At 71.9% G+C, this 25669-nt stretch carries 22 protein-coding genes and 2 pseudogenes; 20 read left to right on the forward strand and 4 right to left on the reverse strand.

Annotated features, from left to right (window positions below):
• Positions 1 to 460: 460 nt before the first annotated feature.
• The 7 genes and pseudogenes from infC to ACLQ25_RS29455 form a co-directional block, all read left to right on the forward strand.
• Positions 461 to 1078 (forward strand): annotated as a pseudogene (gene infC / locus ACLQ25_RS29425) (translation initiation factor IF-3); the annotation flags it as partial.
• Positions 1079 to 1202: 124 nt separating this feature from the next.
• Positions 1203 to 1397, forward strand: a complete 195-nt coding sequence (gene rpmI / locus ACLQ25_RS29430) for a 50S ribosomal protein L35 (RefSeq protein ID WP_425734003.1) — start codon at positions 1203 to 1205, stop codon at positions 1395 to 1397.
• Between the two features lie 31 nt (positions 1398 to 1428).
• Positions 1429 to 1821 (forward strand): 50S ribosomal protein L20, encoded by a 393-nt coding sequence (rplT, locus tag ACLQ25_RS29435; RefSeq protein ID WP_007458417.1) that lies wholly within the window; start codon positions 1429 to 1431, stop codon positions 1819 to 1821.
• A gap of 83 nt (positions 1822 to 1904) precedes the next feature.
• On the forward strand, positions 1905 to 2702 hold the full coding sequence (locus ACLQ25_RS29440) for a TrmH family RNA methyltransferase (RefSeq protein ID WP_425734004.1): 798 nt from the start codon (positions 1905 to 1907) through the stop codon (positions 2700 to 2702).
• 216 nt (positions 2703 to 2918) lie between these two features.
• Positions 2919 to 3986, forward strand: coding sequence for a phenylalanine--tRNA ligase subunit alpha (gene pheS, locus ACLQ25_RS29445; protein ID WP_425734005.1), 1068 nt, complete (start codon positions 2919 to 2921; stop codon positions 3984 to 3986).
• A 41-nt stretch (positions 3987 to 4027) separates the two neighbouring features.
• Positions 4028 to 6577: a phenylalanine--tRNA ligase subunit beta gene (pheT, locus tag ACLQ25_RS29450; protein ID WP_425734006.1), complete on the forward strand. Its 2550-nt coding sequence runs from the start codon at positions 4028 to 4030 to the stop codon at positions 6575 to 6577.
• 2 nt (positions 6578 to 6579) lie between these two features.
• Complete coding sequence (locus ACLQ25_RS29455) at positions 6580 to 7053, forward strand: S26 family signal peptidase (protein WP_425734007.1); 474 nt, start codon at positions 6580 to 6582, stop codon at positions 7051 to 7053.
• 69 nt (positions 7054 to 7122) lie between these two features.
• Here ACLQ25_RS29455 and ACLQ25_RS29460 read toward each other — a convergent pair whose 3' ends face one another.
• Positions 7123 to 7338, reverse strand: a complete 216-nt coding sequence (locus ACLQ25_RS29460; protein ID WP_425734008.1) for a hypothetical protein — start codon at positions 7336 to 7338, stop codon at positions 7123 to 7125.
• Positions 7339 to 7495: 157 nt separating this feature from the next.
• Here ACLQ25_RS29460 and ACLQ25_RS29465 point away from each other — a divergent pair, with 157 nt between their 5' ends.
• Genes ACLQ25_RS29465 through ACLQ25_RS29475 form a run of 3 tightly spaced genes read left to right on the forward strand, consistent with a single transcriptional unit; the run spans position 7496 to position 10472 of the window.
• The gene (locus ACLQ25_RS29465; RefSeq protein WP_425734009.1) at positions 7496 to 8050 is read left to right on the forward strand and encodes a MauE/DoxX family redox-associated membrane protein; all 555 of its coding nucleotides are present in this window, start codon (positions 7496 to 7498) and stop codon (positions 8048 to 8050) included.
• A gap of 41 nt (positions 8051 to 8091) precedes the next feature.
• Positions 8092 to 8631 (forward strand): TlpA family protein disulfide reductase, encoded by a 540-nt coding sequence (locus ACLQ25_RS29470; RefSeq protein ID WP_425734010.1) that lies wholly within the window; start codon positions 8092 to 8094, stop codon positions 8629 to 8631.
• Positions 8628 to 10472 carry an ABC transporter ATP-binding protein gene (locus ACLQ25_RS29475; protein ID WP_425734011.1) on the forward strand — a complete coding sequence of 615 codons (1845 nt, stop codon included), beginning with the start codon at positions 8628 to 8630 and terminating at the stop codon, positions 10470 to 10472. The genes ACLQ25_RS29470 and ACLQ25_RS29475 overlap by 4 nt, the downstream gene beginning before the upstream one ends.
• On the opposite strand, the gene ACLQ25_RS29480 is transcribed toward ACLQ25_RS29475, so the two are convergent.
• Together ACLQ25_RS29480 and ACLQ25_RS29485 are read right to left on the reverse strand one after the other, a co-directional pair.
• Entirely contained in the window at positions 10442 to 12280 is a 1839-nt protein-coding gene (locus ACLQ25_RS29480; protein ID WP_425734012.1) for a BTAD domain-containing putative transcriptional regulator, read from the reverse strand. The genes ACLQ25_RS29475 and ACLQ25_RS29480 overlap by 31 nt on opposite strands.
• A gap of 218 nt (positions 12281 to 12498) precedes the next feature.
• Positions 12499 to 13383: a Crp/Fnr family transcriptional regulator gene (locus tag ACLQ25_RS29485; RefSeq protein WP_425734013.1), complete on the reverse strand. Its 885-nt coding sequence runs from the start codon at positions 13381 to 13383 to the stop codon at positions 12499 to 12501.
• A 176-nt stretch (positions 13384 to 13559) separates the two neighbouring features.
• Here ACLQ25_RS29485 and ACLQ25_RS29490 point away from each other — a divergent pair, with 176 nt between their 5' ends.
• From ACLQ25_RS29490 to argH, 10 genes are all read left to right on the forward strand, one after another.
• Positions 13560 to 14381, forward strand: coding sequence for a hypothetical protein (locus ACLQ25_RS29490; RefSeq protein ID WP_425734014.1), 822 nt, complete (start codon positions 13560 to 13562; stop codon positions 14379 to 14381).
• Complete coding sequence (locus ACLQ25_RS29495) at positions 14378 to 16687, forward strand: hypothetical protein (protein WP_425734015.1); 2310 nt, start codon at positions 14378 to 14380, stop codon at positions 16685 to 16687. The genes ACLQ25_RS29490 and ACLQ25_RS29495 overlap by 4 nt, the downstream gene beginning before the upstream one ends.
• Entirely contained in the window at positions 16684 to 17514 is an 831-nt protein-coding gene (locus ACLQ25_RS29500; protein ID WP_425734016.1) for a hypothetical protein, read from the forward strand. The genes ACLQ25_RS29495 and ACLQ25_RS29500 overlap by 4 nt, the downstream gene beginning before the upstream one ends.
• Before the next feature lie 145 nt (positions 17515 to 17659).
• Positions 17660 to 18661 carry an N-acetyl-gamma-glutamyl-phosphate reductase gene (gene argC / locus ACLQ25_RS29505; RefSeq protein ID WP_425734017.1) on the forward strand — a complete coding sequence of 334 codons (1002 nt, stop codon included), beginning with the start codon at positions 17660 to 17662 and terminating at the stop codon, positions 18659 to 18661.
• 55 nt (positions 18662 to 18716) lie between these two features.
• Positions 18717 to 19889 carry a bifunctional glutamate N-acetyltransferase/amino-acid acetyltransferase ArgJ gene (argJ, locus tag ACLQ25_RS29510; protein ID WP_425734018.1) on the forward strand — a complete coding sequence of 391 codons (1173 nt, stop codon included), beginning with the start codon at positions 18717 to 18719 and terminating at the stop codon, positions 19887 to 19889.
• 115 nt (positions 19890 to 20004) lie between these two features.
• Positions 20005 to 20910: an acetylglutamate kinase gene (gene argB, locus ACLQ25_RS29515; protein WP_425734019.1), complete on the forward strand. Its 906-nt coding sequence runs from the start codon at positions 20005 to 20007 to the stop codon at positions 20908 to 20910.
• On the forward strand, positions 20907 to 22151 hold the full coding sequence (locus ACLQ25_RS29520; RefSeq protein ID WP_425734020.1) for an acetylornithine transaminase: 1245 nt from the start codon (positions 20907 to 20909) through the stop codon (positions 22149 to 22151). The genes argB and ACLQ25_RS29520 overlap by 4 nt, the downstream gene beginning before the upstream one ends.
• Positions 22148 to 23083: an ornithine carbamoyltransferase gene (gene argF, locus ACLQ25_RS29525; RefSeq protein WP_425734021.1), complete on the forward strand. Its 936-nt coding sequence runs from the start codon at positions 22148 to 22150 to the stop codon at positions 23081 to 23083. The genes ACLQ25_RS29520 and argF overlap by 4 nt, the downstream gene beginning before the upstream one ends.
• Positions 23080 to 23595: an arginine repressor gene (locus tag ACLQ25_RS29530; RefSeq protein WP_425734022.1), complete on the forward strand. Its 516-nt coding sequence runs from the start codon at positions 23080 to 23082 to the stop codon at positions 23593 to 23595. The genes argF and ACLQ25_RS29530 overlap by 4 nt, the downstream gene beginning before the upstream one ends.
• Before the next feature lie 82 nt (positions 23596 to 23677).
• Complete coding sequence (gene argH / locus ACLQ25_RS29535) at positions 23678 to 25141, forward strand: argininosuccinate lyase (protein WP_425734023.1); 1464 nt, start codon at positions 23678 to 23680, stop codon at positions 25139 to 25141.
• 184 nt (positions 25142 to 25325) lie between these two features.
• Here the strand turns inward: argH and ACLQ25_RS29540 are convergent.
• A pseudogene (locus ACLQ25_RS29540) lies at positions 25326 to 25538 on the reverse strand (MmcQ/YjbR family DNA-binding protein); the annotation flags it as partial.
• Between the last annotated feature and the right edge of the window lie 131 nt (positions 25539 to 25669).

Here is a 25669-nt window from a genome sequence, read left to right on the forward strand (position 1 = left end):
TCGCCGGCCGCACGGCTTCGCCGGCCGCACGGCTTCGCCGGCCGCACGGCTTCGCCGGCCGCACGGCTTCGCCGGCCATGCAGCCTCGCCGTCCGCACGGTCCGCCGCCCACGCGGCACCATCGGCGGCGCGCCAGCAGGTCGTGCCCGGTTTGGGGGTGGACGGGGCGGCGGTGTAGTGTTGTCGAGTCGACCAGGCTGTCTCCGCATGCGAGCAGACAGCCTCGAAAGCGGAGCGCCTGCTCCCACCCGAGTCGCCGCTACGGTGGCCGGGTCCGGTCACCGGTTCCGGGCATGTCCCGGTCCCGGATGCGCGATCCTGTGATCGTGCCGACCGGTCGAGCGGGCCCTGGCATACGCCGGGGCCTTCTGTTTTCCAAGTCGGGTCCCATCCGGGAGCCGCAGGGGTCGGCACCTGAGCAGAAACGACTCGAGGAGGCCCCATCAGCGTCGAACCACGCGTGAACGAGCAGATCCGGGCACGTGAGGTCCGACTGGTCGGCCCAGAGGGTGAGCAGGTGGGCATCGTCCCGCTGGAGCGCGCCCTTCAGCTGGCCGCGGACGTCGATCTGGACCTGGTCGAGGTTGCGCCGATGGCGCGCCCGCCGGTGTGCAAGCTCATGGACTTCGGCAAGTTCAAGTATGAGAGCGCACTGAAGGCGCGCGAAGCGCGGCGTAACCAGCAGCAGACCGTCATCAAGGAAATGAAGCTTCGGCCGAAGATCGACCCGCACGACTACGAGACCAAGAAGGGTCACGTGGTGCGGTTCCTCAAGGCGGGCGACAAGGTCAAGGTGACGATCATGTTCCGCGGTCGCGAGCAGAGCCGCCCGGAGCTGGGTTACCGGCTCCTGCGCCGGCTCGAGTCCGAGATCACGGATCTGGGATACGTCGAAGCCGCTCCCAAGCAGGACGGCCGAAACATGATCATGGTTCTCGCTCCGCTTCGGGCCGTCAAGGCCTCCGCAGTCGCCGCCACGGCGTCCCGCGGTGCACCTCGGGACCGGGCAGTGGACGAGTCGGCCGCTTCGGCAGCCGATGAGACCGCAACGGCCGATGAGACCGCAACGGCCGATGAGACCGCAACGGCCGATGAGACCGCAACGGCCGGCGAGACCGCAACGGCCGGCGAGACCGCAACGGCCGGTGACACCGGCACTGCCGCCGAAACCAGCGGCAAGTAACAGGGAGAAGACGTTCCACATGCCGAAGATGAAGAGCCACACGGGTATGGGCAAGCGGGTCAAGGTGACCGGCCGTGGCAAGGTCGTGGCCGAGCAGGCTGGCAAGCGCCACCTGCTGGAGGGTAAGTCCTCCACCCGTACGCGCCGGTTGACCGGCACGGTCGAGGTGGCCAAGGCTGACGTCAAGCGCATCAAGAAGCTGCTCGGCCGCTGACGCGCGCCACCTTACCTAACTAGGAGTTGAGATGGCACGCGTCAAGCGGGCTGTGAACGCCCAGAAGAAGCGTCGTACCCTGCTGGAGACCGCGAGCGGTTACCGCGGTCAGCGCTCCCGGCTGTACCGCAAGGCCAAGGAGCAGGTGCTGCACTCGATGCAGTACGCCTACCGGGACCGTCGCGACCGCAAGGGCGACTTCCGGCAGCTGTGGATCCAGCGGATCAACGCAGGCGCCCGGGCCAACGGGATGACCTACAACCGGCTGATCCAGGGCCTGCGTCTGGCCGGCATCGAGGTCGACCGCAAGATCCTGGCCGACATGGCCGTCAACGACGCCGCCTCGTTCGCGGCGATCGTCGAGCTGGCCCGGGCTGCGGTCACGGCCGAGGGCACCGGCGGCGCGGCGGCTCAGGCCGCCTGATCCCCACGCACCAGAGAGAGGCGTCTCCCGCGTCGGCACCGCCGTCCGGGGGACGCCTCGATCGTGCCGAAGGAGCGCACACCATGGCCTTCACCCCGCGTACCCCCAGGGTTGTCGCCGCTCGCCGCCTCCAACGCCGCCGGGACCGCGACGCGGCCGGCCGGTTCCTGGCCGAGGGCCCGCAGGCGGTCCGCGAGGCCTTGGCGCGGCCGGGGGTGGTCACCGAGCTTTTTGGTACGACCACCGGGCTGGATCGGCACCCGGAGCTGGCCGCCACGGCGGCCCGGGCCGACGTGCCGGTCTCCGAGGTGACCGACGACGCCCTCGCGGCCCTGGCCGAGACGGTCGCCCCGCAGGGGCTCGTCGCCGTCTGTCGGCACCTGGACGTGCCGCTGGAGCAGGCCCTCGCGGGTGCTCCCCGCCTGGTGGCGGTGCTCGCCGAGATCCGCGACCCGGGTAACGCCGGCACCGTCCTGCGCACTGCCGACGCGGCCGGCGCGAGCGCGGTGATCTTCGCCGGCGACGCCGTCGATCCGTACAACGGTAAATGTGTGCGGGCCTCGGCCGGCAGTCTCTTCCACGTTGACGTGGTGCGCGCGCCCGATCCGGTCGCGGTGGTCGACGCGCTGCGCGCCGCCGGGCTGTCGATCTTCGCCACCACGGGGTACGGCGACGACGACCTGGACGACCTGACCGACTACGGCCGGCTCGTCGGGCCCACCGCCTGGCTGTTCGGTTCCGAGGCGCACGGGCTTCCCGAGGAGTTGACGGCCGCGGCCGACGCCCGGGTGCGGGTGCCGCTGTACGGGCGCGCGGAGAGCCTCAACCTGGCTGCCGCGGCGGCCGTCTGCCTGTACGCTTCAGCGAGAGCACAGCGCTGAGGTGACCCTCGGCGCGACTGACAGCAGGGGAGAGCGTCCGTCCATGAACGCGCCACGGCGTTCGTTTAGCCAGCCCGCCGGTGTCGGCGGGCGGCGGGCCTGACCTGCTCCCTGCGCAACTCCTACCGGCGGGCTGCGGCACAGCCGCGCGTCCGTAGACTCGCTTCGCCGCCCCGATGACGGGCTGGCGCCGCCGTGAGGGAGTGCCCGTACGCCATGAGCTACCGCAACGATCCGTACGACCCGAAGCAGGTCGCCCTGCTCGACCCGGCCGCCCTGGCCGAGGCCGTCGCCGACGCCACGAAGGCGTTCGACGCCGCTGCCGACCCGGACGCGTTGACCGCGCTACGCCCCGCGCACCTCGGTGACCGGTCTCCGGTGTCCCTCGCGCGCCGGGAGATCGGCGCGTTGCCGCCGGCGGCGAAGTCCGACGCCGGCAAGCGGGTCAACGAGGCCCGCCGGGCGATCGAGTCCGCGTACGCCGAGCGCGCCGAGGTGGTGGAGCGCGAGCAGGCCGAGCGGGTGCTCGTGGAGGAGCGGGTGGACGTCACCCTGCCCTACGACCGGCGTCCGCGCGGCGCCCGGCACCCGTTGAGCACGCTGATGGAGTCGATCAGCGACCTGTTCGTCGGGATGGGCTACGAGGTGGCCGAGGGGCCCGAGGTCGACCTGGAGTGGGTCAACTTCGACGCGTTGAACATCCCCGCCGACCACCCGGCGCGTGGGTTGATGGACACCTTCCACATCGCACCGGAGGGCTCGGGCCTCGTTCTGCGTACGCACACCTCGACGGTGCAGACCCGCACCATGCTCAGCCGCAAGCCGCCGATCTACGTGATCGTGCCCGGCCGCGTCTACCGCACCGACGAGATCGACGCCACCCACAGCCCGGTGTTCCACCAGGCCGAAGGCCTCGTGGTCGACAAGGGCATCACGATGGCGCACCTGCGGGGCACCCTCGACCACTTCGCGCGGGCGATGTTCGGCCCCGAGGCAAAGACCCGGTGGCGGCCGCACTACTTCCCGTTCACCGAGCCGTCGGCGGAGTTCGACGTGTGGTTCCCGGAGCACCGCGACGGTCCGCAGTGGGTCGAGTGGGGTGGCTGCGGGATGGTCAACCCCCGGGTGCTGCGCGCCTGCGGGGTCGACCCGGGGGTCTACTCCGGCTTCGCCTTCGGCATGGGCATCGACCGGACTCTGATGGTCCGGCACGGGGTCAGCGACATCCGCGATCTCTTCGAGGGCGACGTGCGGTTCAGCCGCGCGCTCGGGACCGGAGCGTAGGGCGATGCGGGTACGAGACACGGGAACGGTGGTCTGAAGTCATGCGAGTTTCTGTCAGTTGGCTGCGGGAGTACGTCGACCTCCCCGCCGGCCTGCCCACCGGCGATCTGGAGCAGGCCCTGGTCGACCTCGGCATCGAGGTCGAGTCCGTGCAGGACCTGCGTGCGAGCGTCACCGGTCAGCTCGTCGTCGGCGAGGTACGCGAGATCGAGGAGCTGACCGGCTTCAAGAAGCCGATCCGGTTCTGCCGGGTGGACGTGGGTGCCGCCAACGGCACCGGCGAGCCACAGGAGATCGTCTGCGGGGCGCGCAACTTCGCCGTCGGCGACCGGGTCGTGGTGATCCTGCCCGGCGGCGTGCTGCCCGGCGGGTTCGCGATCGGCGCGCGCAAGACGTACGGGCACAACTCGGCCGGCATGATCTGCTCGGCCAAGGAGCTGGGCCTGGGCGACGACCACTCGGGCATCATCGTGCTGCCGCCGGAGGTGGCCGCCAAGCCGGGCGACGACGCGCGGTCCGTCGTGGGCCTCGACGACGTCGTGTTCGAGCTGGAGATCACCCCCGACCGGGGGTACGCGCTGAGCCTGCGCGGCCTGGCCCGGGAGCTGTCGCACGCGTTCGACGTGCCGCTGCGTGACCCGGCCCTGGTACCCGCCCCGAGCGGAACGCCGACGCCGGCGTACCCGGTCGAGGTCCGTGACACGGTCGGCTGTGACCGGTTCACCGCCCGCCTGGCGCGCGGCGTCGACCCGGCCGCGCCCACGCCGTCGTGGATGGCCCAGCGGCTCGTCACCGCCGGCATCCGCAGCATCTCGCTGCCCGTCGACATCACCAACTACGTGATGTTGGAGCTGGGCCAGCCGATGCACGCCTTCGACGCCGACCGGATCTCCGGACCGTTGGTGGTTCGCCGCGCCGAGGCGGGGGAGAAGCTGACCACCCTGGACGGCGTCAGCCGGGTGCTCACCGCCGACGACATGGTCATCTGCGACGACACCGGCCCCATCTCGCTTGCGGCGGTGATGGGCGGCGAGACCAGCGAGGTCGACACCGGCGTCACCACGAACGTGCTCTTCGAGGCCGCCCACTGGGATCCGGCCATGGTCGGGCGCACGGCCCGCCGGCACAAGCTGTTCAGCGAGGCCGCGAAGCGCTGGGAGCGGGGCGTCGACCCGGCCGTGCCGCTGGTCGCGCTGGAGCGGGCCGTGCGGCTGCTCACCGAGCACGGCGGCGGCGTTCCGAGCGCCGAGATCCTGGACATCGACCACGTCCGGCCGCGTACCCCGATCACCCTGCCGGCGGACCTGCCGACCCGGCGGGTCGGCGTCGAGTACCCGCCGGCGCGCGTCGTCGCCCTGCTGGAGCAGGTGGGCTGCACGGTCGCGCAGGGCGCGGACCGGCTCTCCGAGGACCCGGGCGCGGTCGGCACGGCCAGCGGCGCCGGTGTCGTGCTGAGCGTCACCCCGCCGAGCTGGCGGCCCGACCTGACCGACCCGGCCGACCTGGTCGAGGAGGTCGTCCGCCTCGACGGGTACGACAAGGTGCCGTCGGTGCTGCCGACCGCGCCGCCCGGGAACGGCCTGACCCCCCGGCAGCGTCGCCGCCGGGCCGTGGCGTGGTCGCTTGCGGAACGCGGGTACGTGGAGGTGCTCGCGCACCCCTTCGTCTCCCCGGAGCTGGCCGACCAGCTCGGCCTGCCGGCCGACGACCCGCGCCGACCCGCGGTGCGCCTCGCCAACCCGCTGTCCGAGGAGGAGCCGCTGCTGCGCACCACGCTGCTCGGCCCGCTGCTCGGCATCCTCAAGCGCAACCTCGGCCGGGGTCAGCGGGACCTCGCCCTCTACGAGATCGGCGCGGTCTTCCATCCGCGTCCCGACGCCGGCAGTCCGCCGGCGATGGGCGTGGACCGGCGACCCACCGACGAGGAGTTCGCCGCCGCCGACGCGGTCGTGCCCGCCCAACCGGTGCACGTCGCGGCGGTGCTCGCCGGTGACCTGGACCCGGCCGGCTGGTGGGGCGCGGGCCGCCCGGCCGGCTGGGCGGACGCCATCGAGGCGGCCCGGGACGTGCTGGCCGCCGCCGGCATTCCCGACGAGCGGGTCGAAGTACGGGCCGTCGAGTACGCGCCGTGGCACCCGGGCCGCTGCGCCGAGCTGCGGGTCGACGACACCGTCGTCGGATACGCCGGTGAGCTGCACCCGGCGGCGGTGGCGGCCCTGGAGTTGCCCCGCCGTACCTGCGCCATGGAGCTGGACCTGGACGTGCTGCCGCCGGTGCCGGTGGTTCCCGCGCCGACGGTGTCCGGCTTCCCGCCGGCGCTGATCGACGTGGCGCTGGTGCTGGACGAGTCGGTCCCGGCCGAACAGGTGCGTCGGGCGCTGGAGGCGGGCGCTGGCGAGCTGTTGGAGGACGTGCGACTGTTCGACGTGTACTCCGGCGCGCAGCTCGGCGAGGGTCGCCGGTCCCTGGCGTACAAGCTGACGTTCCGCGCCCCGGACCGGACGCTGACCGTCGAGGAGGCGTTGGCCGCCCGGGACGCGGCGGTCGCCGTCGCGGCCGAGCGCTTCGGCGCGACCCTGCGCGGCGCCTGACCATGCCGGTGCTGGGATGGCTCGCGGTGGCCGCCGTGCTCGCGGTGGCCGCCGCCGGCCTGCTCTGGGCCCGCCGGCACCTGCTGCTGGTCGCGGTCGTGGGCCGGAGCATGGAGCCGACCCTGCGCTCCGGCGACCTGGTGCTGGCTCGGCGGGTGCCGCTGGCCCGGGTCCGTCCCGGCGACGTGGTCGTGGTGGTGGCGCCGGCGCAGATGACCGCCGGGCGACCCGTGGACGCCGACGCGGCGGGCACGCCCGGGCTGTTGATCAAGCGGGCGTACGCGGTGCCGGGCGACCCGGTGCCGGTGGACCGCGTGCCACTGCTGCGCCAGGGCGGTGAGCGGAACGTGCCGGCCGGCCGGCTGGTGCTGCTCGGCGACAACCCGTCGCAGAGCTACGACTCCCGCGAGTGTGGCTACTTCGCCGAGCCGGACGTGCTGGGCGTGCTGGTCAGGCCGCGACCGCGTCCGAGCTGACCAGCACATCGGCACCGCGCAGAACGGCGTGCCGCCCGGCCGGAAGCCGGACGGCACGCCGTCACCGCCTCAGCAGAGGGCGGACATCGTGCTCGCGCCCGCGCTGCAGTAGTAACCGCAGGTGCCGCAGGTTGTCTTGCATGCGCCGTTCGTGCTGCACCGCTTGAAGTAGCAGGTGCCACAGAGCGCGCAGTACGGGTCCGGCGGACAGCCGGCGGCTGCCGTCACCTTCGGGACGAACACACCCAGCATCCGCTCGCCCAGGGTCTCCAGTCGACGGAACATTCGTTCACCTCCTCCCGAGATCGATCTGTGTGTCGGGACGCTACGGCGGGCCGGTACACCGCCGGTACAGCCGCGCATGACGTCGATGACACTCGATGTATTCGTGATGTATCCACCGCTCCTAGCGTGGGCCTCCCGGCAAGGAGGTGGTGCACGGATGCGAGCCCTGGAAGTGACCGCACGGCTGCTGTTGGCCCTCGTGTTCCTCGCCGCGGTCGTCGGCAAGCTGCGGACCCGGGAGGGATTCGCCGAGTTCGTCGGCTCGGTCGGCCAGTTCGGCGTACCGAGGCGCTGGACCGGGCCGGTCGCCCGCCTCGCGGTCGCCACCGAGGCCGCCGTGGTGCTGCTGGTCGCCGTCGGGTGGACCGCGCCGATCGGGCTGCTGCTCGCCGCCGGGCTGCTCGGTGTGCTGACCGCCGCGATCGTCAGGGCGCTGCGCCAGGGTGCCCGTCCGGCCTGCCGCTGCTTCGGTGCCGCCGACGCGCCGGTCGGCGCCCGGCACGTGGCGCGCAACGTCCTCCTCGCCGCGGTCGCGCTCCTCGGTCTGCTCGGCTGGGCCACCGCCACCGGGCCACCGCCGTCCGCGCCGACCCTGCTGCTCGCCGCGGGCGTCGCGGTTCCGCTCGCCGCCGTGGTGGTCCGCCTCGACGACCTGGTCGCACTCTTCGCTCCCACGCCCTCGCGGCCGTCCCGGCCGGCTGGACGGCACTGACCCCCGTTCGCATCGCATCCCCCATACCCGAAGGAGTCCTCATGGCGCTGTTGACCGTCGCCGTCGTCCTCGCCGCCGCCCTCGGCCTGCTCAACCTGGTCCTGATGCTCGGTGTCATCCGGCGGCTGCGCGAGCACTCCGACCTGCTCAGCGACCAGCAGGGCCAACCGCCGGCGGTGATGCTGGAGGTGGGGTCGATCCCCGGTGACTTCGTCTCGACCACCGTGGACGGTCGGGTGTTCTCCCGTGCCGACCTGCCCCCGATGACCCTGGTGGCGTTCCTGTCACCGAGTTGCGAGCACTGCGAGGAGCAGCTTCCGGTGCTCGTCGACCGGGCGCGGTCGATGCCCGGCGGCGCCGAGCACGTGTGGATCGTCGTCGTCGGCAAGGGCCCGGAGACCCAGCCGTACGCCGAGCAGTTCGCCGGCCTGGCGACCGTCTTCGTCGAACCCGGCACCGGCGCGCTCCCGCTCGCGTTCGGCGTCAAGGGCTTCCCGGCGTTCGGCCTGCTCGACGAGCGCGGAATCGTCGCGTCGACGGCGTTCGGCATCGCCCGGTTGGACCTGCCGGTGGCGCGGTGACCGGGCCCCGGCTGGTGCCGCGACGGGCCGCCCGGCACGCCCGGGCGGCCCTCGGCCTGACCTGGCGGGCCGCTCCGGCGGGAACCGCCGCGGACCTCGTGTTCGCGGTCCTGGCCGGGTTGACCCCGGTGGCCGTCGCCGCGCTGACCAAGCTGCTGCTGGACCGACTCACCGGCAGCGAGGCGGGCGGCGTGCCGCTGACCGTCCTGGGTGCCGGCCTGGCGGTGGCCGCCGCACTCGGCACGGTCCTGCCGCACCTGCGCACCTACGTGGCGGCCGAGCGGACCCGAGCGGTGTCACGGCTGGTGCGTCGCCGGCTGTACGCCGCTGTGCAGCGCCTGGTCGGCCTGGTCCGGCTGGAGGATCCGGAGTTCCAGGACCGGTTGCAGGCAGCCCAGCAGACCGGCCACATCGGTCCCACACAGCTGACCGGGAACGCGTTCGGCGCGGTGCAGAGCGTGCTGGCGGTGGCGGGTTTCCTCGGCGTCCTGCTGGTGCTCAACCCCCTGATCGGGGTGCTGGTGCTCCTGGCCGCGCTGCCCACCCTGTGGATGCAGCTCCGGCTCAACCGGGCCCGCGCGGCGATGATCCTGCGGCTGGAGCACTTCCAGCGGCGGGATCTGTTCTTCGCCCAGTTGCTGGTGGGCATACCGGCGGCGAAGGAGGTGCGGCTGTTCGGCCTGGGCCGGTTCTTCGGCGACCGGATGCTCGACGAGCTGCACGGCATGCACCGGGTGGAGCAGCGACTCGACCGTCGGGAGGTACGCGCCCAGGCGGTGCTCGGCCTGCTCGGCGCCACGGTGGCCGGCGTCGGCGTGATCTACACGATCTCGATGGCCCGTGCGGGTGCGCTGACCCCCGGCGACGTCGTGATCTACCTGGCCGCCGTGCCGGGGGTACAGGGCGCGCTGGGTGGCCTGGTCGGTCAGCTCGGCGCGATCCACCAGGCGCTGCTGCTCTTCGACCACTACGACGACGTGGCCCACGTCCAGCCGGACCTGCCGGTGCCGGCCGGCCCGCGACCGGTGCCACCGCTGACCGAGGGCATCGAGCTGCGCGACGTGTGGTTCCGCTACTCGCCGGAGCACCCGTGGGTGCTGCGCGGTGTGAACCTGCACCTGCCGGCCGGCGGCACGACCGCGCTGGTCGGCCTCAACGGTGCCGGCAAGAGCACGCTGGTCAAGCTCCTCTGCCGCTTCTACGACCCAGAGCGCGGCAGCATCCGGTGGGACGGGGTCGACCTGCGCGACCTCGACCCGGCGGCGCTGCGTGAGCGGTTGGGCGCGGTGTTCCAGGACTTCATGCCGTACGACCTGAGCGCCGCGGAGAACATCGCGCTCGGCGACCTGAGCGCGCGCGACGACCCGGAGCGGCTGCGTACCGCTGCCCGGCACGCCGGCATCCACGACGCGCTGGCGGCGCTGCCCCGCGGCTACGACACCCTGCTGACCCGGATCTTCTTCGACGGCCCCGACCGGGACGACCCGCAGGCGGGGGTGGTGCTCTCCGGCGGTCAGTGGCAGCGGGTCGCGCTGGCCCGGGGTTTCCTGCGCGCCGACCGGGACCTGCTGATCCTCGACGAGCCCAGCTCGGGCCTGGACGCGGAGGCCGAACACGACCTCAACCAGCGGCTGCGCGAGCTGCGACGGGGTCGGACCAGCCTGCTCATCTCGCACCGGCTCAACGCGGTGCGGGACGCGGACACCATCGTGGTGCTCGCCGACGGGCAGGTCGTCGAGTGCGGGGACCACGACCGCCTGATGGCCGCCGACGGCGGCTACGCCCGACTGTTCAACCTCCAGGCCCGGGGCTACCGCCAGGACGCGCCGGCCCCGGCCTGACCGTTGCGGTCCCCACCCGCCTCGTCGGCGGCGAGTTCGGCGGCGTAGAGCCGGACGAGGTCACCGATGTGGAAGCGTCCCGGGCCGGCCGGTTCGGCGAGCTGCGCGGCGACCAGACAGTCCAGCGCCCGCGCCGCGTCCTCGGGCGGCGCTCCGCTGAGCGCGGCGGTCAGCTCCGCGGTGACCGGCCCCGGGTGGGCCCGGCCGAGCCGCCGGAAGATCGGAGCCGCCGCGCCGAGCCGCCGGTAGCTCGCGCCGAGCCGTGGGCCCAGCCCGGTCTCGGCGAGCCGGTACCGCTCGTCGCGCAGGACCCGTGCCAACCGGCTCAACGACCAGTGCGGCCCCTCGGTGAGCCGACCGGACGCGGTACGCAGCGCGAGCGGCAGCCGCTCGCAGAAGCTGACCACCGCCGAGGCCGCCTCCGGCTCGTCGTCCACCGGGCGGTCGCCGGCGGTGGCGCGCAACAGCGCCAGCGCGTCGGCGGCCGGCAGCGGCTTCAGCCGCAGCGTCGGCGCGTCGCTCGTGATCGGCGTGCGGCTGGTCACCAGCAGGGCGCATCCGCCGCGCACCGGGAGCAGGCCGTCGACCTGGGCGGCGTCGGTGGCGTTGTCGAGCACGAGCAGCACCCGGCGGTCGAACAGCAGGGACCGGACGCGGGCCCGGGCTTCCGCGATGCCCGACGGCGCCGGCTCGTCGGTGCCCGGGTGCAGGGCCCGCAGTACGCGTGCGGCGACCTGTAACGGCGGCGGCGGGGTGCCCGCGACCGACCCACCGAGGTCGAGGTGGAGCTGGCCGTCGGGGAAGGCGTCCAGCGCCTCGGCGGCGGCGCGCAGGGCCAGGGCAGACTTGCCGGTGCCGGCCATGCCGAAGACCGCGACGGTGACCGGCTGCCGCCGGCCATCGACAAGGGCGTCGCGTAGACGGGCCAGCTCGGCGCGACGGCCGACGAACGGGGCCGTGCGACAGGGCAGCTCGTGCGGTACGCGTGGCCCGTGCGGCTCGACCGCACGGTCACGGGTGTGCGAGGCGGCGCGGCGCCGGGCCGGGACCGCCGGCCGAGGCGCGTGCCGGCGGACCTCGCGGTACAGCTCGGTCAGCTCCGGCCCGGGCGCGACGCCCAGTTCTCCGTCCAGAGCCCGGCACGCCGCCTGGTAGGTCCGCACCGCCCCGGTCTGATCGCCGGCGCGGTGCAGGGCGGTCATCAGCAGCGCCCACGCCGGCTCACGTAGCGGGTGCTCGGTGACGTGGTCGTGCAGCAGGGCCAGCAATGCCGGCGTCCCCGGGTCACCCAGGTCCAGCCGGCAGGCCGCGTACGTCTCCCGGGCGGCGGCCCGCCGCTCGCGCAGCCGGTCGAAGGCGTCCGCGGTGGCCGGCCCGTACGCCGGGGACGGGTCGGTCGACGACCACAGCCCCAGCGCACGGCCCAGCAGGGTCGCGGCCAGCTCGGGCTCTCCGCCGATCCGGGCGGCATGTCCCTCGGTGGCGAGCCGTTCGAACTCGGCGGCGTCCAGCTCACCCGGCTCGACGCGCAGCAGGTAACCGCCGTGCTCGGCGTGCAGGCGAGCGGGACGACCAGGGGAGTCGAGCAGGTGACGTAGCTGGCTGGCGTGGCTGCGCAGGTTCGCCACCGCCGAGGCCGGCGTACACCTGCCCCACAGCTCTTCGCGAAGTCGTTCGACGGGCACGGGCGCGCCTGCGTGCAGCAGCAGGGTGACCAGCAGAGCGGCGGGTCGACCGGCCGGCACCCGTTGGGGCTGGCCGTCGCGTTGGACGCGGACCGGACCGAGGATCTCGAACGACAGCCCCACCGCGCCTCCGTCAGGTGCCCCCACGCGGACCGGACAGCCGGCCCACCACCGTCGGATAACGATGCTAGTCGATTGAGTGGCCACTCAGTCGATTCGTTTTCGACAACCGCTCACGACATGGCGGTCGCCGTCGTGGCGCAGCGCTTCGGCGCGATCCTGCGCCGGGTGGCCTGGGAGAGTGGACGGGTTCGTTACCTCATCGCGGCGGAAAGCGCCCGTCAGTCGTCGCTGGGGTTCAGATCACCGAGCTTGCGCAGGCCCGACAGGTCGCGGACCGTGATCCGCCGGTAGTCGGTGTCGACCAACCCGTCCGTCCGCAGCTCTCGAAGCACCTTCTGGATGGAGGTCTCGGAGGCGCCGCAGATCGTAGCCAGGTCGGGCTGCGTGAGACGGACGTCGATGACGATGCCGTCTATGCCCTGTCGACCATGGGTACGGCAGAGTTCGGCGATCACTCGGGCGACGCGCGGTTTCACCGGGTACGAGGTGAAGTCGATCCGGCGTCGGTTGGACCAGCGCAGCCGGTCGGACACCATCGCGGCGAGTTCGAGAGCAGCGTCGGGATGTTCCTTCAGGAACCTCTTGAACCGGTCCGGCTGGATCACGCTGTATTTCGCCGGGCCGCAGGTCGTCACAGTGGCGGAGCGGGGCTCGTTGTTCAGTGCCGACATCTCACCGACGAGGTCTCCTCCGACCCGCAGTGACAGCAGCGCGGATCGACCGTCCGGCAGTGTGGCGGTGACCTTGGTCAGCCCCTCCTCGAGTAGAACGAGGTGAGCTTCGCGCAGGCCCTCGTGAATGACGATCTGCCCGGCGGGGACCTGACGACGAACCCCCAGCCCCAGTAGCGTCATCCGTACCGGCGGCGTGAGCCGCTGCAGGAACGTGCCGTACGGCCATTCGTGGCTGGACAGCTCGCGTGGTCGTCGCACCCGCAGCCTCCTTCTCGATGGGTGGCTGCCGAAGCGTAGCCGTTCCTGTGCGTAGCGCGATGCCCCTGTCCGGCCCAAGGCGTCGACCAGCAGGTGGACGGCTGTCAGTGCCAGCACCGCCGCCGGCGACCATCCGAGGGTGAGCAACAGGTCGAGCAGATCCGTCCTCATGCGACAAGCACATGACGTGGCTGTGCGAGGGACCCGCCAGCAAAACGGGATGACGGGTTTTCGACTTGCTCATGGGATGCCGTAGTTCTACGGGATCCCGGTCCGCACGCACCGGTTCGATGGCTCCTGCGGTGCTTGCCCGTAGGGCGAGCCGGACGACGAAGGGCGGGAGCTGGATGCAACATCCCGAGCGGCGATTGTTGATCTCCGTGGACATGGAGCGGTACAGCAGGCGCAGCAACCTCCAACAGTATGAGGCGCAGCGGCACTTTCGTGAGCTGCTGCACGAGGCCGCCAATGCTGTCGGTCTCGATCGGGTGGCCTGGATGACTCAGCAGGCGGGCGATGGTGAGTTGGCGATCGTGCCGCGTGAGGTGTCCGAATCCCGCGTCATCGGCAAGTTCATTCCGGAACTGAACCGACGGTTGCGTAGCCACAACGGCAGCCTTCTCCCGGCTGCCCGAATCCGGCTCAGGGTGGCGGTGCACCAGGGGCTGGTGCACCTTGACGGTGCGAACGGCTTTCCCGGCAACGCCGTGGTGTATGTCTGTCGGCTGTGCGACGCCGACCCGGTCAAGAAGGCACTCGCCGCATTTCCTGACGCCGGCGTCGCGCTTGTCGTCTCGACCGAGATCTTTCGTGACGTGGTCACCGAGTATCCGGAGGAGATGCGACCGGAGCGTTTCGTGCGTATCGAGGTGGCACACCCCGACAAGGAGTTTCGCGAGTACGCCTGGCTCTGCGTGGTGGACGAGGATCTTTCCGGCGCCGGGATCCGGGCCGTCTCGCCGACCACCGACGACAGCCCGGTGCACGCGGCGGAGAGGTCGACGGAGGCCGAGGAGGCGAGAGCGCCTACCCGATCGACGGACCACGGCGGAATTCGCACTGGCGAAATTCGTGTCAACGGACAGAACGCCATCGGTCAGGGTGCGACCGCGATCGGCTCGGTTGGCCGCGACGCGAACTTCGGCACGGGTAGAGGCGATCCACGATGAGCGGTCGGTACACCCCTGTCCCCGCCGGTGGTCCGGGGGACCTGGACAGCCTCTTGCGCGACGTGTTCGAGGATGAGGTTGCCTCTGGCGATGACCTACTCGGTGACGTGGAGGATGGCGCGGCTCGCGGACCCCGGGACGGATCACCAGTAGCAGCGGAGTTCTTCGACGGCGAGGATGAGCTGGCCCCTCCTGCGGAGCCGACCGAGGAGCCACCGGAGGAGGACGACCCGGAAGACCTCCTGGATCCCGGGGACGTGCTGCGCCAGCTGGCTGGCCTGCTGGGCGGCTCGACGATCGACGTCGGCGATGTTCGGGTTCAGGGGCAGAACGCCACCGGCCCTGGCGCCGTCGCCATCGGAACGGTCAACGTCACCGCCGGACGATCCGACGGCGCCGGGCGTGTCTGGTTCCAGACCCTGGTCGAGGCCAGTGTCCGTGAGACTGCCGGCAGGTACGCCTTCGCGCCGAGTGATCGCCGGCTCGACCACCAACTCCAGCAGCACCACCTGGTCTGCCTCTCCGGTCCGGTCGGAAGCGGACGGTTCACGTCGGCCACCCTGGCTGTGGCCCGGAGACACGGGTTCGAGCGGGTCCGCGTACTCGGTGTGGATCGATTGGCCGATCTGCTCGGCGTGGATGCGCCGTTGCCCGCCGGGCACGGTTACGTGCTCCGGCTGAATGAGGTGGCGCTTCGCGACGTGGACGGGTTCACGCTCGTAGCGCTGGCCGCCAGGGCCGAGACCTCCGGCACCACGCTGATTCTGATCGGGGACTTCTCCCGACGAAAGCACGACCTCGTCGGCCACATCGTCGAACACCATTCGGCGCCGGCGGCCGAGGTGTTTCGGGCGCAGCTCCGCCAACAGCTCACAGGGCAGTGCGTCGGCTGGTGCACGGGCACGTGCGACAGCCGTTGTGTAGAGCGATACGTGGATGAGGACTGCGTCGGGCATCCACTGCTGTCGGCCTACCTGGCCAGCGAACCTCGGCCCGGTGAGGTCTTCGAGATCGTCGCAACGATCGCTCGGACGGTCCCGAAGGGCGGAGCACTGGCCGAGCGACTGGAACAATTTCTGCCGCTTCAACTACGGGAGCGCGCGTCCGAGATCCTCGACGTGCGACGCGGCGGCGAAGAGGTCGACGCGTTCCCGCACGATGAGGTGCGGGCCTTCCGCTTGTCCTGCGCCGTCCTTGCCGGGCAGCCGGTGACCGAGATACACCGGGCAGCTCAGCGTCTGGCCCGGTTCGACTTCCAGGAACCCGCTTCGACCAGTGCCCCTTTTCGGGGTTCGATGCTCGACGCGCTGTTGGGATCGACACTGGGCCAAGCCGTCAGTCGGCTGAACGACGCGCGCGTGCCAGGTGGGTGCCGGATCGACTTCTCACCCGGCGCCGAGCCACTCCGGTCGGCGTTACTGGACGTCGCGTGGACAGAGTGGTGGTCGCCCAAACAGCTGCTCGACTGGTTGGCGGACCTGATCCGCGGAGACCTTCCGGCGGTCCGACAGGCCGCAGCGGGTGCGATCGGTTGGTCGGCGACCCGGGACGTGCAGTCAGCCCTCGACGTCGTGGGGGAACTGGCCCGGGAACGGCGGGCAGGGGTTCGGCAGGCCGCAGCGATCGTCCTGGTCGCGATGGCGATGCAGCCTGGGTTGCGTACTCGGATTCGGACCGAACTGGATCAGTGGGCAGCCGGTCCGGCGGCTCACCTACGGGACACCGTGGCGCGTGCGCACAGCCTCGGTCTGGCCCGGCTCTGGCCGGAGTCGGCGCTGGCCCAGTTGCGCCAGGTTGCGCAGGCCCGGATGCAGCGGCGGAACAACTCGGTTGTTCGGGGGTTGCTCGAGGTGTACCGCAACGGTCACGCGGCGAGCGTCGTGCCGGCGCTGGTGGAGTGGACTGCGTCCGTCGACCCCGAGGTGCAGCTCCACGCGGCGCGGACCCTGCGGGTACTCGCAGACCGCTGGAGTGAACCGCCCAGGGAGCACTGGCCGGAGCTGCTGCATCTGGTGGACCAGCGAACGATCGACCTGGCCGACCTGGCCGTCCTTTGGGCGACCGCCCTCAGTCTGCCGAAGACGGCGTACCGATCGTGGCGGACCCTCGGTTTCTGGCTGGACCGAGCGGATCAGCAGCCAGCCGTCGCCGAGCACTGCCTCGACCTCCTGCGGTACATGATCGCTGGACAGCCGGCCCTGCACCATCGCCTGGACCACCAGCTCCATCACGTGTGGCGTCCCGTGATGCCCCACCACGACCTGCTCGACGACGTACAACGGCTGATCGATGAGGAGACGCGATGACCATGGGCCCCGCCGCTGGTCCCGGCACGAGAGCACCCATCCCTCGGCAGGTGGAACGCCGTCGTTGGTGGCATGCGTTCTTCGCGCCGGCCGAGCCCCTGCTTCCCCCGGCCCCACCGGCGCCGATCGTCCCCGCCACCGTGACGTTCCGTCAGGACGTCCCGGCGCCGATCCTGGTCCCGGCGAAGGGGGACGCCTTCGACTTCCGCCTGCACGCTGTCTACAACTGGACGGCGCAGAACATGACGTACGAGGAGCTTCGGCTCCGCGCCGAGCGCTATCTGGGGTGGGCTGGTGGAATTGTCCGGGAGCGGGCGGTGGACCTGGCGCGTGAACACGAGCCCCACCGTTCGCACGACCTGGAGCGTGCGCTCAACAACCGCCTCTCTGGCCAACGGTGGCCTCGTGAAGGTGCCGTGCCGTACTTCAGCGTGCTCATCCGCGTCAGCCCGGACGAGCGGGTCCGGGAGCGGCTCCGGCCGTACTGGGAGGATCGCATCCGGCTTGAGTGCGATCACGAGTTGCAGAAGATCCGAGCGACCCAGGCGGATGAGCTGACTCGTCGCTGGTGCGCGGTGCTGCAGAATCTTGAGGACGATCCGGTCACTGCGCATGCGGCACGGTTGACCGGTGAGCAGTTCGCCGAGGTGTTCCGTCGGTATGTGGAGGAGCGTCGGGAGACCGTGCCCGATCTTGTGAAGCTGCTGCGCGAGGCGGTCCGGGGACACGGCGACCTCGGTATGGGTCCGAGTGAGTACACGGAGGCGTGGGACGCCGCCCTGAGGACGTATGAGCGACAGTACGGATTGTCCGAGCAAGTCAACTGACAGCGGGGCGTCCTCCGTCGTTGCGGTGGAGGGCGCCCCCTGGGCCGACTGCCTCAGATGCTCATCACCATGCAGTAGGCTGTATTAACTTGCAGGAAACAATCACGCTTGCTAGCCTCCTCTGCATAGTCATGCGGAGGTAGGTATGGGGATTCGAGTCGCGGTCGCCGGGGCGAGTGGGTACGCCGGTGGTGAGTTGCTGCGTTTGGTCGCCGGGCACCCGGAGTTCGACCTGGTCGCCGCCACCGCGCACCGCCAGGCCGGGCACCGCGTCGACGTGGTGCATCCGCAGCTCACCGGGCTAGGCCTGGTGCTCGGCGAGACCGACCCGTCGATCCTCTCCGACGCCGACCTGGTCTTCCTGGCGCTGCCGCACGGTGAGTCGGCGACTCTCGCGGCCCAGCTCCCGCCCGAGGTACGCGTCGTCGACCTGGGTGCCGACCACCGGCTCGCCGACCCCTACGCCTGGGCGCAGTACTACGGCGGCACGCACGCCGGCCAGTGGACGTACGGCCTGCCCGAGCTGCCCGGCCAACGGGAGCTGATCGCCGGCTCCACCCGGGTCGCGAACACCGGCTGCTACGCCGCCGCGATCACCCTCGCGCTCGCGCCGTTGATCGCCGACGGCGCGGCCAACCCCGCCGACGTGGTGGTGGTCGCCGCCTCGGGCACCTCCGGCGCGGGACGGGCGGCGAAGCCGCACCTGCTCGGCAGCGAGGTGATGGGCGACCTGTCGCCGTACCGGGTCGGCACCCACCAGCACGTGCCCGAGATCAAGCAGGCTTCCGGGGCGACCGGCCTGTCGTTCACCCCGATCCTCGCACCGATGCCACGCGGCATCCTCGCCACGGTCACCGCCGTGCCGGCTGGCCGCGTCGACCCGCAGGAGGTGCTGGCGCAGGCGTACGCCGACGCCCCGTTCGTGCACGTGCTGCCGGAGGGGAGGTGGCCGCACACGGCCGCCACGCTGGGCTCCAACTCGTGTCACCTGCAGGCCACCGTCGACGTCGACTCGGGTCGGCTGATCGTGGTCAGCGCGCTGGACAACCTCGGCAAGGGCGCCGCCGGCCAGGCAGTGCAGAACGCCAACCTGATGCTCGGCCTGCCGGAGACGACGGGCCTGTCGATCTGGGGAGTCAGCCCGTGAGCGCGAGGAGTGCAGCGCAGCGGAGCCCCGCAGTCGCGAACGAGAGGGGAATCGCGTGAGTGTCACCGCCCCTCGGGGGTTCCGGGCGGCCGGAGTGGCCGTCGGAATAAAGGCCAGCGGTGGCCTGGACGTCGCGCTGGTGGTCAACGACGGCCCGGACGCTGGCGTCGCCGGTGTCTTCACCACCAACCGGCTCAAGGCCGCGCCGGTGCTCTGGAGCCAGCAGGTCGTGCAGGGCGGCGTGGTCCGTGCCGTGGTGCTCAACTCCGGTGGCGCGAACGCCTGCACCGGGCCGGGCGGTTTCCAGGACACGCACGCCACGGCCGAGCACACCGCCTCGGCGCTGAGCGCGGTCAGCCCGCGGCTGCTCCTCGGCGCCGGCGAGGTGGCGGTCTGCTCCACCGGGCCGATCGGTGAGCGGTTGCCGATGGACAAACTGCTGCCGGGCGTCCGTACGGCCATCCGGCAGTTGTCGCGCGACGGCGGCCTGGCTGCCGCCGAGGCCATCATGACCACCGACACCCGGCCGAAGACCACGGTGGCCCGGGGCAGTGGATGGACGGTCGGCGGCATGGCCAAGGGCTCCGGCATGCTCGCGCCGGGCATGGCCACCATGCTCTGCGTGCTCACCACCGACGCGGTAGCCGGGCCAGCGGTCCTGGACGAGGCTCTGCGCGCCGCGACCCAGGTGACCTTCGACCGGGTCGATTCCGACGGCTGCATGTCCACCAACGACACGGTGCTGCTGCTGTCCAGCGGCGCCAGCGGCATCGAGCCGACCCCGGCCGAGTTGGCCGCCGCGGTCACCACGGCCTGCCACGACCTGGCGCAGCAGCTCATCGCCGACGCGGAGGGCGCCACCAAGCAGGTCGCCATCGACGTCGTGGGGGCCGCGACCGAGGACGACGCGGTCGAGGTGGGCCGCTCGGTCGCTCGCAGCAACCTGGTCAAGACCGCCCTGTTCGGCAACGACCCGAACTGGGGTCGGATCCTCGCCTCGGTCGGCACCACCACGGCCACCTTCGAGCCGGACGAGGTGGACGTGGCCGCCAACGGGGTGTGGCTGTGCCGGCGCGGCGCCGCAGCCGAAGACCGTTCGAAGGCCGACCTCAGCGCACGGGACGTCACCATCCGGATCGACCTGCACGCCGGCGATTCGACGGCCACGATCTGGACCAACGACCTGTCGCACGCGTACGTGCACGAGAACTCGGCGTATTCAACGTGAGCGCGAGGAACGCAGCGAAGCGGAGTCCCGCAGTCGCGAACGAAGAGGCCGGCACTGTGAGCGCGAGGAACGCAGCGAAGCGGAGTCCCGCAGTCGCGAACGAAAGGCCGGCACTGTGAATCTCAGCAGTGATCTCACCCGTGCGCAGGTGAAGGCGGAGACGCTGATCGAGGCGCTGCCCTGGCTGGCGCGTTTCTCCGGCGCCACGGTCGTGGTCAAGTACGGCGGCAACGCCATGACCGAGCCGGAGTTGCAGCGGGCGTTCGCGGCCGACATGGTGTTCCTGCGGTACGCCGGTCTGAAGCCCGTGGTGGTGCACGGCGGCGGCCCGCAGATCTCGGCCATGCTGGGCCGGCTCGGCATCGAGAGCGAGTTCCGGGGCGGTCTTCGGGTGACGACCGCCGAGGCGATGGACGTGGTCCGGATGGTGCTCGTCGGGCAGGTCGGGCGGGAGTTGGTCGGGCTGATCAACTCACACGGCCCGTACGCCGTCGGCCTCTCCGGGGAGGACGCGCGGCTGTTCACCGCGGTGCGCCGCCCGGCGTACGTGGACGGCCTGCCGGTCGACGTGGGTCAGGTCGGCGACGTCGAGTCGGTGGACACCTCGGCGGTGACCGACCTGATCGATGCCGGCCGGATTCCGGTGATCTCGACGGTCGCGCCGGACGTCGACGGTGTCCTGCACAACCTCAACGCGGACACCGCTGCCGCCGCGCTCGCCGTCGCGCTGCGGGCCCGCAAGCTGGTCGTCCTCACCGACGTGGCCGGCCTGTACGCGGACTGGCCGGACACCAACAGCCTGGTCTCCGAGATCACCGCGGATGACCTGGCCAAGCTGCTGCCCCGCCTGGAGTCGGGGATGGTGCCGAAGATGGAGGCCTGCCTGCGGGCCGTGCGCGGGGGCGTGCCGGCCGCGCACGTGGTCGATGGCCGGGTGGCGCACTCCACGTTGCTCGAGGTGTTCACGTCGGAAGGGTTCGGAACGATGGTGGTGCCGCAGGACGGGACGGACGGGGCATGAGCAGTCTGGTGCAACGGTGGACGCAGTCCATGATGGACAACTACGGCACGCCGCCGCTGGCGCTGGTCTCCGGCGCGGGCGCCGTGGTGGTCGACGAGGCGGGCCGCACGTACGTGGACCTGGTGGGCGGGATCGCGGTGAACGCCCTCGGCCACGCCCATCCGGCGGTGGTGGCCGCCGTGTCGAAGCAGGTGGCCACGCTGGGGCACGTCTCCAACCTCTTCGTCGCCGAGCCGCCGGTGGCCCTCGCGGAGCTGCTGCTGGCGCTCGCCGGCAGCCGATCCGGCCGGGTCTTCTTCGCCAACTCCGGCGCGGAGGCGAACGAGACCGCCTTCAAGCTGTCCCGGCGCACCGGGCGCAGCCACGTGGTCGCCACCAACGGCGGCTTCCACGGTCGCACCATGGGCGCCCTCGCCCTGACCGGTCAGCCCGCCAAGGCGGACCCGTTCCGGCCGTTGCCCGGTGAGGTGACCCACGTCGACTACGGCGACGTGAGCGCCCTGGAGGCGGCGGTCACCGATGCCACCGCCATGGTGATCCTGGAGCCCATCCAGGGTGAGAACGGCGTTGTGGTACCGCCGACCGGCTACCTGACGGCGGCCCGGCGGATCACCGCACGGCACGGGGCGCTGCTGGTGCTCGACGAGGTGCAGACCGGCATCGGCCGTACCGGCCACTGGTTCGCCCACCAGGCCGAGGGCGTGGAGCCCGACGTGGTGACCCTGGCCAAGGGTCTGGGTGGCGGGCTGCCGCTGGGCGCGACGCTCGCCTTCGGCCGGGCCGCCGATCTGCTCACTCCCGGTTCGCACGGTACGACCTTCGGCGGCAACCCGGTGAGCTGCGCCGCCGCGCTCGCCGTGGTGGCGACCATCGCCAACGAAGGGCTGCTCGACCACGTCAAGCGCGTCGGCGAACGGCTGCGTCGGGGCATCGAGGCGCTGGACCACCCGCTCGTCGCGGGCGTACGCGGGGCCGGATTGCTGCTCGGCGTGGTGCTCACCGAGCCGGTGTCGACGGTCCTGGCCGAGGCGCTGCGGGAGGCCGGCTTCCTGACCAACCCGGTGCAGCCGGGCGTACTCCGGCTCGCCCCGCCGTTGATCCTCACCACCGAGCAGGTCGACGCGTTCCTCGCCGCGCTCCCGGCGGCCCTGGACGCGACGGCCCCGGCGGCGGCCGGCACGAGCGCTTCCGCGACCATTGAATCCTCCACCCAGCCCACCACGACGGGGACGACCGCATGATCCGGCACTTCCTGCGCGACGACGACCTCTCGCCCGCCGAACAGTCCAGCGTGCTCGACCTGGCGGCCCGGATGAAGGCCGACCGGTTCGGCCACCAACCGCTGGCCGGCCCCCGCTCGGTGGCGGTGCTCTTCGACAAGCAGAGTCTGCGGACCCGGATCTCGTTCGACGCCGGCATCGCCGAGCTGGGCGGCCATCCGCTGGTCGTGGACACCCAGGTCACCCACTTCGGCCGGGGTGAGACTCTCGCCGACGCGGGCCGGGTGCTGTCCCGCTACGTCGCGGCGATCGTGCTGCGTACCCACGGCGACGACCGGATCGCCGAGGTCGCCGGCGGCGCGACGGTCCCGGTGGTCAACGCGCTCACCGACGGTTTCCACCCCTGCCAACTGCTGGCCGACCTGCTGACCATCCGGGAGCGGTGCGGTGGCACGTCCGGCCGGACCCTGACCTACGTGGGCGACGGCGCGAACAACATGGCGCAGTCGTACCTGCTGGCGGGGGCCATGGCCGGGATGCACGTGCGGATCGCCGGCCCGGTGGGGTTCGCGCCGGACGAGGCCGTGGTGCGGCGGGCCGGCGAGATCGCCGCCGGGACCGGCGGGTCGGTACGGGTGCTGACCGACCCGGCGCAGGCGGCCCGCGACGCCGACGTGCTGGCCACCGACACCTGGACCTCGATGGGTCAGGAGGCCGACGGGTTGGACCGGGTCACCCCGTTCCTGCCGTACCAGGTCAACAAGGAGCTGCTCGACCACGCCGCGCCGGACGCGATCGTGCTGCACTGCCTGCCGGCGCACCGGGGCGAGGAGATCACCGACGAGGTGCTCGACGGTCCGCAGAGCGCGGTGTTCGACCAGGCGGAGAACCGGCTGCACGCCCAGAAGGCGCTCCTGACGTTCCTGCTGGACGCCTCCGGGGAGCGACCATGACCGCCCCCTTGACCCGCGCCGCCCGGCACGCCCGGATCGTCGAGCTGATCCGGGACCGGCCCGTACGCTCGCAGACCGAACTGGCCGACCTGCTCGCCGCCGACGGCGTCGGGGTCACCCAGGCGACCCTCTCGCGCGACCTGGAGGAGTTGGGCGCGGTCAAGGTACGCGGCGGCGACGGCCCGGCCGTCTACCTGATCCCCGAGGACGGGAAACGGCCGCTGCGCGACGCCGAGGCTGCCCCGGCCCGGCTGGTGCGGCTGCTGCGCGAGCTGCTCAACGGGGTGGACGCCAGCGGCAACATCGCGGTGCTGCGTACCCCGCCGGGCGCGGCCCAGTACCTGGCCAGCGCGTTGGACCGGGCGGGCCTGCCCGAGGTCGTCGGCACCATCGCCGGCGACGACACCATTCTCGTCGTGGCCCGGGAGACCGTTGGTGGGGCGGCGCTCGGCGAGAAGCTCGCCGGTTGGTCCCGCCGGGAAGACAGCGTCGAAGGGATCAGCGCACCGTGACCGCGCACATGTGGAGCACGCCGAGCCGGATGGCTGCGGCCCGTGCCGCCCGGATGGGTGGCTGATGAACATGGGGACCACAATGGGCGGCGTGGACGACAAGAGCCTCACCGAGAACAGTGCCGGCACCAACCGGACGAGCCTGTGGGGTGGCCGCTTCGCCGGCGGCCCCGCCGAGGCGCTCGCCCGGCTGTCGGTGAGCGTGCAGTTCGACTGGCGTCTGGCCCCGTACGACATCGCGGGTTCCCGGGCGCATGCCCGGGTCCTGGCCGGCGCCGGCCTGCTTGACCCGGAGGAGCTGGGCCGCATCCTGGCGGCTCTGGACGACCTGGAGGCGGCCTGCGCGTCGGGGGCGTTCCGGCCCACCGTCGACGACGAGGACGTGCACACCGCGCTGGAGCGAGGGTTGCTGGAGCGTCTGGGGAGCCTGGGCGGCAAGCTGCGTGCCGGTCGGTCCCGCAACGACCAGGTCGCCACCGACCTGCGGCTGTACCTGCGGGACCACGCGCGGGGTGTGGCCAGCCGGGTCGTCGAGCTGGCCGAGGCGCTCGTCGAGCGGGCCGAGCGGCACGTCGACACGGCCGCGCCCGGCATGACTCACCTCCAGCACGCCCAGCCGGTCACCTTCGGGCACTGGTTGCTGGCCCACGTGCAGCCGCTGCTGCGCGACCTGGAGCGGCTGCGCGACTGGGACCACCGGGCGGCGATCAGCCCGCTCGGCGCGGGCGCGCTCGCCGGGTCAGGGCTTCCGCTGGACCCGGTGGCGGTCGCCAAGGAGCTGGGTTTCCGGACGTCGTTCGCCAACTCGATGGACGCGGTCGCCGACCGGGACTTCGTGGCCGAGTTCCTCTTCACCACCGCGCTGATCGGGGTGCACCTGTCCCGACTGGGCGAGGAGGTGGTGCTGTGGACGTCGCACGAGTTCGGCTGGGTGGAGCTGGACGACGCGTTCGCCACCGGTTCGTCGATCATGCCGCAGAAGAAGAACGCGGACATCGCCGAGCTGGCCCGGGGCAAGTCTGGTCGGTTGGTCGGCGGCCTGATGACGGTGCTGACTATGCTCAAGGGCCTACCCATGACGTACGACCGGGACATGCAGGAGGACAAGGAGCCCGCGTTCGACGCCGTCGACACCCTGGAGCTGCTGCTTCCGGCCCTGGCCGGGATGATCTCGACGATGACCGTCCGGGTGGACCGGCTCGTCGCCGCCGCTCCGGTGGGCTTCTCGCTCGCCACCGAGGTCGCCGACTGGCTGGTCCGGCGCAACGTGCCGTTCCGTGACGCCCACGAGATCACCGGTCGGTTGGTGGCGCTCTGCGCGGCCCGCGAGTGCGAGCTGGAGGACGTCTCCGACGCCGACCTGGCCGCCGTCAGCGAGCACCTCGACCCGTCCGTGCGGGACGTGCTCTCGGTGCATTCGGCCCTCGCGGCCCGCACCACCCCCGGCTCGACCGGCCCCGGTCCGGTCGCCGATCAGCTCGCCGCCGCGGCGGACCGGCTGGCCGGCTGGCGGGAGTGGGCCACCGAGCGGGTCGTACCCCGCTGACCTGACCGTGGCGTCGGCGCGGGCCGCCGGCGCCACGATGGTTCAGGCCGTCGGGCGCTCCCGCTTCGGGAGCTTGGCCACCACCATGTCGTACGACGAATCGACCGCCTCGGTCAGCTCGTCGGGTGTCGATCCCGCCGTCGAGGCGCAGCGTGTTCCAGCCGGACCGGCCGATGTACGGCATCGGGCGCGCGTCAGCGGGGTGGCGGCGCAGCCACTCGTCGGCGATCTCGCGGGTCGCGCCGCACTTCACGCCGACCGTGGGCGCCGCGACGCCGTTGCCGAGGAACGCGAAGATCCGGCTGCCCACCTTCACCACCTCGTCGTCCTCCCACGGCCGGTCCAGCCACGCTCCCGGCTTGGCCAGGCAGTACGACAACATCTCCGCACGTTCCATCAACGCCTCCTCGTCATAACCCCGCCCCCGCGACCCCGCCCCGCCCTCAAATCACGCCGATCTGTGAGTGGGGTTGTCAAGAGGTGCGGTGGTGGGTGGTGATGGTGCGGTAGAGCTGTCGGGCGATGTAG

The organism is Micromonospora sp. DT44 (assembly GCF_049841635.1).
Classification (GTDB): Bacteria; Actinomycetota; Actinomycetes; order Mycobacteriales; family Micromonosporaceae; genus Micromonospora.